The sequence below is a fragment of the Cellvibrio sp. genome, from assembly GCF_053579595.1.
Genome location: NZ_JBRFPI010000148.1, coordinates 1 through 10,031 on the forward strand (window position 1 = coordinate 1; position 10,031 = coordinate 10,031).

4 protein-coding genes and 1 pseudogene are annotated in these 10,031 nt (G+C 44.6%); 1 reads left to right on the forward strand and 4 read right to left on the reverse strand.

Annotation, left to right across the window (positions count from 1 at the left end; genetic code table 11):
* Positions 1 to 69: 69 nt before the first annotated feature.
* The 4 genes from ACWA6V_RS10730 to ACWA6V_RS10745 form a co-directional block, all read right to left on the reverse strand.
* Positions 70 to 6,795, reverse strand: a complete 6,726-nt coding sequence (locus tag ACWA6V_RS10730; protein ID WP_449522485.1) for an Ig-like domain-containing protein — start codon at positions 6,793 to 6,795, stop codon at positions 70 to 72.
* A gap of 361 nt (positions 6,796 to 7,156) precedes the next feature.
* Positions 7,157 to 7,762 (reverse strand): tRNA isopentenyl-2-thiomethyl-A-37 hydroxylase MiaE, encoded by a 606-nt coding sequence (gene miaE, locus ACWA6V_RS10735; protein WP_449522486.1) that lies wholly within the window; start codon positions 7,760 to 7,762, stop codon positions 7,157 to 7,159.
* A 10-nt stretch (positions 7,763 to 7,772) separates the two neighbouring features.
* On the reverse strand, positions 7,773 to 8,255 hold the full coding sequence (locus ACWA6V_RS10740) for a DUF1289 domain-containing protein (protein ID WP_310070550.1): 483 nt from the start codon (positions 8,253 to 8,255) through the stop codon (positions 7,773 to 7,775).
* Positions 8,256 to 8,326: 71 nt separating this feature from the next.
* Positions 8,327 to 9,367 (reverse strand): SMP-30/gluconolactonase/LRE family protein, encoded by a 1,041-nt coding sequence (locus ACWA6V_RS10745; protein WP_449522487.1) that lies wholly within the window; start codon positions 9,365 to 9,367, stop codon positions 8,327 to 8,329.
* A 334-nt stretch (positions 9,368 to 9,701) separates the two neighbouring features.
* Here ACWA6V_RS10745 and ACWA6V_RS10750 point away from each other — a divergent pair.
* A pseudogene (locus tag ACWA6V_RS10750) lies at positions 9,702 to 10,031 on the forward strand (bifunctional aconitate hydratase 2/2-methylisocitrate dehydratase); the annotation flags it as partial.

The following is a 10,031-nucleotide window of genomic DNA, read 5'->3' on the forward strand; positions in this document are numbered from 1 at the left end:
CAGCGGCAGTGATGCGTTGCTTGAGGGTGATATAACTTTTCATGGTTTTGCGCTGGGTATTTTTCATTTTCAATTCCCTGTTGCTTGTGCTGCTTCCCGCCAGGCGCGGTAGTCATTAACTTGTTGATTGAGCGTATTGCCCATTAACAGAATTTTTTCGTTAACCAAATCGGTAATATTTTTTAATGCAAAAATATTATCTGATGTGCTAGGCGGGTCACCTTTCCAAGGATCTCGATTTTCGTCATATGCTCGTTGGTTATAACATTTTATATTGCTGTTATTGCTGTAAAAGTGCTGATAAATCACGATGGTGCTCTCGGTCTCTTTATCAAAACTGCTTACATCGCAGCGGGAATCAATATAAACCGTGCCACTCGCTTTATGCTTATCAATCGCCGCTTGCTTTTGCTCTTCTTTGTATTGTGTTATTACGTCTTGCCTTAATACGGTCAGACTTTGGTCATTGCGCGCCTTAAAGACATTCGCGGGCGCACTGATTTCACCATTCACCGCAAACAGGGTGTTATCCGGTGATTGCTTGATCAGTTTACCTTCAGGGGTACGACTGTAGGTTGAGCTGGGGAGCGAGCAGGTTCTACCGCGCTCGTGATAAATAGATTCGGATAAAGATACTATGGTGGTGGTAGCGGAGTCATAGGCCAATTTTTCAAGGCTGATGCCGCGCGTGGTGATTTGACCTTGCCCAAAAACTTGTAAGTCACCATACAAATCCACATACGAGATGTTATTGAGCAAACCATCACCGGTGGCTCCAAAGTCAAATTCAGCTTTGGCAAAGGAATAGATATAACCGGGAGGCGAATAGAAACCATAACGGGATTGCACACCCTTGGCCCAGTTATTGATTTCTATATTGGTTTGCTCTTGCACTTTTTCGTGATCACTAAACGATTCCATAATCATACGACTGTAATATCGCTCATTACGAATAGCAGGCGCTTTGATCGATAGGCGGTTGCTGCTCAGTGATTCCAGTGATTCCGACACGCCAAGCTTCGCCGACGAGTTCAGCACGTAGGTATCACTGACAATACTCAGCTTTTTCAGCGCTTCTATCTGAACATCGTTAGCACGGTTCTCAGCCTCTATCGTGGCAGCGGAAATTTCTACCGCTTCCGATGTATAGGGTTCCGTATAGGGGTTTATATTTTCAACTGACTGAGCGGCATCCAGGGTAACTTCATCGCCAATGATAACCGCCGTAACATTATTTACGGGTGGCTCACTCGCAGAGAAGGCTAATGCAGTATGGGTACTCAGAAGAGACGTATTATGCGGCGCTATTTTGATCGCAGTAGTGGATTCTTTGCCGCCGGCCGCTGTCCCGTCAAACGCATAGAGTGAGCCGTTGCGAATTTTGCCCTTCTCGGAAACTACATTAACTTTTCGGGCTTTTATCAACCCACCAAAGCGATTGTATATGTCATTTACACTGGCAATGTTAATTTCACCGTGGGGGGTTGTATCGCTACTTTCACCTACCGCGTTATTGAACATACTTTGAATTTCGCCGCGGTTATCTACTGTACCGGCACCGATTGCAATCCCGACCTGGTCACTCGCAGGATTTTCTGATGTCGCACGAACATAACTGTGGATATAGCCTTGGTTCAACAACTGGCCGATAAGCTCGACTTGCACTGCCGCAGCACGAATACCCCCATCAGGTTTAATTTCACTGTTATGGCCAATCATGTGCACTTTCGCATCAGACAATACACGGCCATGGATACGCAAACTCGGAGCAGTAGTAGCCTGAGCAATTGTTTTCAGCTGGATTTGTTCGTCCTGAGCGCGCAATTGCCCGCGATAAATTTGCGCGGCGCGGTGCGAGGAGCGTGTGGATAGATTGCCGCTCAATTGAATCGCATCTGTCGCAAAAATATTGATCGCGCCCGATGAGATAGCACCTTGCAGATCCGTTACACCGGTACCCGCAACAGTGTTATCTAACGTAAGCGTTTCATAGTTTACGGTAAGATTACCCTGCAACAAACTGACACCGCCGGAACCAACAACGACTGAGCTAACCTCCGGGGTAGTGATGAAATCCAACACAGGTTCAACCAGATTGTTGTTACGTGGATTCACTTCAGTAGATTCGCGAGCGTATTGCTGGGTATTAATGTGGCCTTTAGTCATCACTCTATCGGCGATAATTTCCAGACTCACTACACCTGATGCTTGTAAATTATCGATATCAATTAAGCCGCTTGCACGGGTTTGCAATTGCCCAACACTGGTCATCTCCGATGACAATGAAGTAGCGGGTGTTGCAACTGCCAATGTCGCTCGCTCAACGTTGATAAAGCCGCAGTTCTTACAGCGGATTGCGTTTGTCACTGTTGCATTGAGAATTAATAGATCGGCAGGTTCACCCACAATTTCAATGCTACTGTTGAGTTCAATCTGACCTGCGTCCAACACTATTAATTGCGGGACTATTTCGTTGTCATACATATCGCTGCGATTAATAATTTTCAGCGGGCGATTGATCAATAACTTGCCGAGTTTGTTGTAACTAATGCGACTTGAATTGGCAAGACTTACCGCCAACACATCGGACTGCTCCAACGGCATCACTCTCCAACTTTGATTAGCGACATCACCGAAATCGGATACAAAATTCAATCCATCAGTTGAAAATAATGATGGGTGAACTACAGCATTTTTTACAGCAGAGATAGTTTCATTACTGCGCTTGTCTATAAGCTTTGCAGTAAGCACATAATTACCTGCAACCGTCGGTGTCCACCGGGTTTTATAAGGTGGAGCTTCGCTTGTTTTGCCCACAGGTTCGCCGTTTGCATAAAACGTAACATGTGCAGTTTGTTGATCCGGGTCAGTCACATTGCCAATCATTTCAATCGCATTGCCTGCATTCGCGTTGCCATTTGCTTGTAGTGCAAGTGTACCTGTTTGGGACTCAATCACATCAAACTGGGATTCAACTGTTTCCAGCTTTAGGCCCTCATCAAGTTCAGCAACTGCTTTAACTTTGTACTGCCCAACAGCTGGGGGTTGCCAAACTATAACCTCTCCCGCTCGACGGTCGCCCTCATTGAGAAGTGGAACTCCATTGATGTAGTAAATTATTTTAGGTGAGTTTCCATCCCTATTTTTCCAACTTCTTAGAACCTGATCAAATACATCAGCATAAAGATATACAGTTGAACCTGCAGTTACTGTTTCAATTTGAGTAGATGATGGTGAAAGTAAAATAGCTTTAGGATCAGTTGATACAGGTGAAAACTGGTTAATAACAATTGGAATCCAATTAGATACAGCAGTAGCACCATTACTAGCCTCTGCCTTAGCCATAATATATTGAGGGCCCAGACGTGTAGGCTTCCATTTCAATTCATAGGGCGCAGCCACATCTATACCTAGCAAGTTACCGTCCTGATAAAAAGCTACGCTATTAATTGAAACTCCTTGCGTGGGTGCAACTGAAGCAATTATCGAAACTTCGTCATCAAACCCATGCTCACTATTAATCAACGGATTTATTACAGTTACCGTTGGCGATGGCAAAAGAGAACATCCAGGCAAAACCTCAACAGTAAAAACATCCGAAAATTCACCACATTGTGTTGTGGCCTTGTCGCACACCTTAGATTTATATTCGTATTGCCCTGGCTCTTGAGAAGCGCGAACAAAACGAAATGGTGGAGTATTAGGAGACGAAAACCCAGTGCTGCGTGTCGCAACTGGCTGCACTGCCCATGAGTCTACGCCAACTTTCCTTTGGTAGATTTCGTAAATGTGGCCGCCACTAACATTCAAAGGAGCATTTAAATTAACGGCATAATAACAATCCCCGTCTATATCCTCACCAGACAACACCGGTGTGGGTAAGGCACCGCTTCCATCAATGGGAATAACGACATCGGGTAGATTGACTTGGAATTCCTTGAGTAGATCTGATGAGCCACCAGAGTCGTGACGAAGTTGAAACAGATTACCTGTATTCTGATCAATATTGACTGTTAAATTTTTATTGCCAACCCCACGAGGACAACTAATTAATTTATTAGATAACTTTGAATAAACACAAATACCTTCAACAAACGCATGCCAACTAATGTCAACTTCGCACACTCCTGATGACATCCTGCACTCTGAAACCACCAAGTCTTTATAAGTTCCTGGGTCACGATACAAACTAATGGAATGCTCACTCAAAAGAGATTTCATATTTTCTTGCGAAGGAACCAAAAATAATTGGAAATTATGATCTTCACGAGTAACTTTAAAATCATTTATGTACATGTTTCCTTTTAGGCCGCACATTGATGTAACTTTACTGCCATTATCGTATAAACAAACATTTCCCTCATAATTGGTAAAGACGCTTAAGTTAACCAAACAATAATCAACATAACAGGCTTTTGCGGTAACCATTATTTTAGCCGCTTGGCTTTGTACAGACTTGAGCTGCACTTGAGCCAAGAGTTCCGAATCAGGGGAGCTACCTTTTCTCAATTGAAATAAATAGCTTCCTTCGGGGCGTTTAACAGTTGTTCTGTCATCTAACATCGTCTCGTCAGGGCAAAATCCTGTTTTAGCTCCGGCCAAAAATATACATGCACCAGCAGTCGGCATGGACCATACGACATTTAAATTACAACCACTTTCGTTTAAAGGATCGTAGATGCACTCGGCTGCTGTGGACGTAAGTGAATAACCCTGATTTTGGTATGTTGATGGATATAGAAAGATATTCGCAAACTCATACATAGCACCATCATATGTCGCCCTTAAGGAATATTTGGTGCCCACCGCGTCTACCGGCAATTTCGTTGTATGAGTGAATGGGTCTGATTCAGCCGATGTGCCGAGATTTCCCCAGGCAATCTCATTCTTATAGAGTGTGACGCCCATATGTCCGCCGAAATGTTGCATTGTGATTGCGATCTCACAGGCAGCCCCATTTGTTGGAACACAGGGGTTTATAGCGCCGGGCGCCAATTCCAATTTTCCTGTTGGAGGACGCATTGCCCGAACGGTTTTATGAACCAAATTCTTTGCATTCGCCCCATCCCCATCTTTTAGGGTAAAGGTTGTAGATGAAGCAGAAAGTGAAATATTTAAATTACCATTGTTGGAGCAAGCGATTTTCGTAGTGTTTTGATATAAACATGAAATGTAATCGCCAATAACAGACCAGCTCACAGTGGCATTGCATTTCGTCGCAGGCCTAATGATGTCACAACGTTCAGGAGTAACCGAAAGTTCTACCCCGGCATAAGATGAAGTAATTTTATGAGTGGCAAAGACACGATTACCTGCAGGCTCTTTTGCCTCCAAATCAAGAGTAGAAACATCAACACTTGTGGGCAAATGCAATTGTTTTGCGCCGCTAGTGTCAGAAAAACATTCTATTTCTTTACGCTGGCCTTTTATTGTTTGATATAAACAAACAGGATAATCACCCTTCCATTCAATATTTACTTCTGACTGGCAGCTATCACTTTGAAGATCTATGAGACAAGGTGTAGACAAAATGCTTCCAGAAACAGGCACAAATACATGAAAACGTTTTCGAAGATTAACACCAGATGCCTTTCCTGCTCCTGTAACACTAAAAGCATAGGACCCCACATCCAAATCAACGAAATCGTTAACAAGACTTAGTTCAGTTAATGAACCACTTACAGATTTCGACAGCTCTACGCCTTTATAGAGATAAAGAGTACTTCCGCCGGTCAATCCAGATGCAGAACCTGTAACTCTGACATATTTTGCATGACATTTACGTGTTTCAGAGTTAGCGAAACAGAAATTCTGAATCTTAATCACGTTATCTGAAAGATCGTGTACTTTAATAAATAATGAGGAATTGAATACAGAGCTAGCTATTTCTGGATAGTCTAAATAGATAGGTTTTTCGAGAAATCTATCGGGACCGCACCCCTGCGGATTACAAGCTCTAACCGAGAACTCATAAGTTTGCATGTCGTGCATACCAATAGTCGCTCCTGGCTGAGGACGCCAAAGTGCAAAAAGAGCGTGTTTATTAGGATCTACTTTATAAGAAGACCAATTCTCACTTCCCAATATACGATGCCTAAACTCATAGTACAGATCAGATAAAGGAACATCATTTTTCACTCTACTCCAAGAAAATCTAAGATTTGCCTCAGCATCTTTAAAGATATAATGGTTGTCGCTCTCAACTAGAAGTGTTTGATCGCCTGTACCATAAACATTAAAACCGCTGGCAGATGTCGATGGAGCCACTCTTGGCGCTTTAATTTCAACCTCGTCTGATTCTACCGCGGCACTCCAAGCGGTTCCCTGGTAGTGATTTCTGACCTGTAATTTATATTTGTACTTTCCGATGGGCACTGGCTTAACTTTAACGTCAGTAAACCACTGCGCAATATCCTGTTTACTGTATCCCCCACTAGAGGGTGTTCCACTTCCGCCCAATGGGTTAATCAGCGTCCAAGCACCTAAGTTTTTTTGCTCCCAAATCTGATAGCTCATTTTCCCGGAGGATGCACCGTCATAATTGGTTTCAAATGAGATCTGGACTTCGAACCCGCCGTAGCTTACTTTTTTTCCGTTTTCGAGCGGAGCATTTATTACAACAGAGCTAATACTCGGAGCAGCTGCGACATAACTATTTGCAAAAAGAGAGATCAAAAATACTAATATGCACGCAATCGAACGCTCAGCTAAGGCGCTCAACAATAAGGTGAGAAACCCCAAGCCACATTTAAAAGTTGATTCTCCATTCCTAGCTGACTTCCAATTTAATCCCATAATTCCTATTCCCAATGAAAAAGTGGATTTTTCAGCATAAAACTGAAAATTATATTACTCACAAACAGCTTTGATAAAAATTAAACGAAAACCCGAGCTGGGTTAAGTGCTCACTATGGCTTTAAAAGAAATCGTGCAGAAGGGCGGAAACGAATTCACCGGATAAAGACCTCCTTTTCTTACTATCTCGCGCATTAGCTGGGGTAGCTAATTGCTCTATACAATAAATAAAATAGTTACTAGCTCTTTATACAAACGAAAATTTGCGCACCGAGTGCAGTATGTGCGTTTTTGAAAAAAAGGCAATCAGCTCACATCTACATTCCATAAAAATCTAACTATCGACTAACTTACCTGGACCTCATGCAACAACCCCCGAATGAAACCGAAACTCTTCATCTCCCCCTTCAATCAACGTTTTTTCTAACACTAGGAACTCTTGCACTCGCGCCGAAATATCCGCGCCTTCAGCCGCACGTTTAGCAAGAGTTAGATAATCTTCGTAATGACGGGATTCAGATTTTAGTAGCGAGAGATAAAATGTTTGCAGCTCTTGATCGAGGTGCGGTGCGAGTTTGGCAAAGCGCTCGCAGGAGCGGGCTTCGATGATGGCGCCGCAGATGAGCGTGTCTATGTAGCGCCCAGGCTCTGAAGTACGAACCAGTTTGCGCAACTCACCTGCATATCTGCCTGGTGTGATTTGATCGTAGCTCACTCCCCTCGCCTTCATGATGGCCATCACTTGTTCGTAGTGACGAAGCTCTTCGCGGGCTAGGCGGGACATCTTGTTCATCATGTCAAAATCGCCCACGTAGCGGAACATTAAATTAATTGCTGTGGATGCCGCTTTTTTTTCGCAATTGGCGTGATCAAGCAATAACAGGGCTTGATTGTCCAAGGCGTTTTTTACCCAGGCATCGGGAGTTTCGCAGTGCAGGAATTGCTGGATTTTGGTGAGAGCATTCATAAAGTAAAAACTATTTATGTTGTTCGAGGGTTTCAGCCGTGACGAAACAAGGCGATATGTAGCGTTCGTAGTGGGCGCAGGAGAGCGCGTAAAAGTCTTTATCGATATTATCGCGAATCACGGTTAATGGTGTGCCGACCCATTTCATTTGTAATGCAAGACCGTATTGAGATAAATCCTGAATCTGGCTAGCGCCGGCACGCAACAAATCAAATACCCAGCAATAGGGATTTTGCTCAGGCTTGAATTGGATTTGCTGGTGTTTAATTTGCGTGAGCAATAACTTTTCGTCATTGACTTGAATCATGTTCTGCACAATTTGTGCGAGAAACGCTTCCAGCCGCTGCGCAATTAGCAAACGCTGCTCATGGGTGTAACTATTCCAATCGATAACTTCGTGGCCAAAACGTTTGCAGCCACGGCAAACACTGTCGCCAATGCCGGTGGAGCAAATTCCCACACAGGGAGTTTTTACGGGTTTTAATACAAGCATAATAAATCGCGTTATAAGCGAACCGGTTTAACAACCGGTTCGCAGGTGTATAAAAATTAAGAAGCAAAAAACTAATAGGCTGAGCCAGTAATATCCAATTCAATTTTCCACAATGAACCCGCGCCAGTCAGGTACAGGGTTTTCCCTTCCACCCCACCAAATGCCGCATTGGTGAGATTGGCATCGGTAGTGGCTTGTGCGATTTGCTCACCCGCCGGGGTGTATACACGCAATTGACGCGCAATGTGTTCAGTCAAATAAATATTGCCCTTGCAATCAACCGCCATACCATCGGGAATAGTCAATCCGGTTACCAAATCTTTTCCTGCTTGCGGAACTCCATTCACGATCGGATAAGCGCGCAATAAACCTTGTTCACCGCCACCGTTTACATAAAGCACATCTTCTGCCGGTGATAAGGCGATACCGTTAGGATTGGTAATGGTGTCATCAACCAAGGTCACTGTGCCATCAGCCGCCACACGATAAACACCGGTTTTTTCCTGGCCACCGGGCGCTGCATCGCGCTGGAAAGCAGGGTCAGTAAAATAAATAGTGCCATCTTTGGCGATGGCGATGTCATTCGGCGAATTAAATACGTTGCCATTGTATTGTTCGACTACTGAACTGCGCTCGCCAGTTGCAGGATTAAAACGCGAGAGACTTTTGTATTTGTGTGTCCCCGCAACTAACAGTCCATTGCCATCGACTGCGAGGCCATTGCTGCCCGAATCATCAATTGCAGTCGTCACTGCGCCACTCGCATCCAACTTTTGAATACGCGATGAAAATCCGTTGGTGAAAACAAAATCAGAAAAATACAGTGAATCATTAATCCACACCGGGCCTTCAAATAAACCAGGTTCTGTGCGAGTGGTATTCGCCGCTTCGATGCGTACCGGGGTCAACTCACCGGCGGGCGCTGTGCCATCGCAGGCTGCAACTGCAGGAGCAGCAACAGATGTTTCTGCCGCAGCGGATGACACTACCGCATCACTCGCCACCGGAGCATCAGCTGGTTTTTTATCGCAACCCGCCAAGGTGGCGAGCAAACCAACCATCAGGCTGGAAATTAACAGGTTTTTTTGTGTCGCTTTCTTTGTCGCTATCATAGTGTCCTCATTTTTTATTGGCAGGAGCCATTTTTATCGTTGCCGTGGGTCATGTTGGAGTCATCAAACAAGCTCGCCACCTTATCACAATCGACTTTAAATACCGATTCCTACCAACATCGACAGGCGCATCGAAACCAGCAGGAGTTGCGTGCCGCGCATTAACAGGCTGCGCGGCTTGGGTTATACTTGCCGCCCGAATTACCGCTCTCACGAGCTTTTTTAAGGGCGCTGTTTTTTTGAGCGCACTTAGTCATCCATGAAGGCCATGGATAGTCTCCGGAAGCAGAGATCCTGCCGAGGGAGTAACCCCTACACTAATGAGGATAAAACCGTGCTTGAAGCCTATCGTAAACAGGTCGCAGAACGCGCCGCAGAAGGTATTCCACCAAAACCATTAAACGCCGAACAAGTTGCTGGATTGGTTGAACTGTTAAAAAATCCCCCCGCTGGTGAAGCTGAAGTATTACTGGATTTGATCACCAACCGCGTTCCGCCCGGCGTTGATGAAGCCGCCTATGTTAAAGCCGCTTACCTAAGCGCGATTTTGAAAGACCAAGCCTCTTCTCCTCTGATCGATAAGCCTCTCGCAATTAAACTACTCGGTATGATGCTCGGCGGTTACAACATCGAAACTCTGGTAAACCTGCTCGACGACGCCACT

What these genes read in the sequence shown, in the direction of transcription:
- ACWA6V_RS10730 (WP_449522485.1), bottom strand. Translation starts at nt 6,795, where the DNA reads ATGGGATTAAATTGGAAGTCAGCTAGGAATGGAGAATCAACTTTTAAA.
- miaE (WP_449522486.1), bottom strand. Translation starts at nt 7,762, where the DNA reads ATGAATGCTCTCACCAAAATCCAGCAATTCCTGCACTGCGAAACTCCC.
- ACWA6V_RS10740 (WP_310070550.1), bottom strand. Translation starts at nt 8,255, where the DNA reads ATGCTTGTATTAAAACCCGTAAAAACTCCCTGTGTGGGAATTTGCTCC.
- ACWA6V_RS10745 (WP_449522487.1), bottom strand. Translation starts at nt 9,367, where the DNA reads ATGATAGCGACAAAGAAAGCGACACAAAAAAACCTGTTAATTTCCAGC.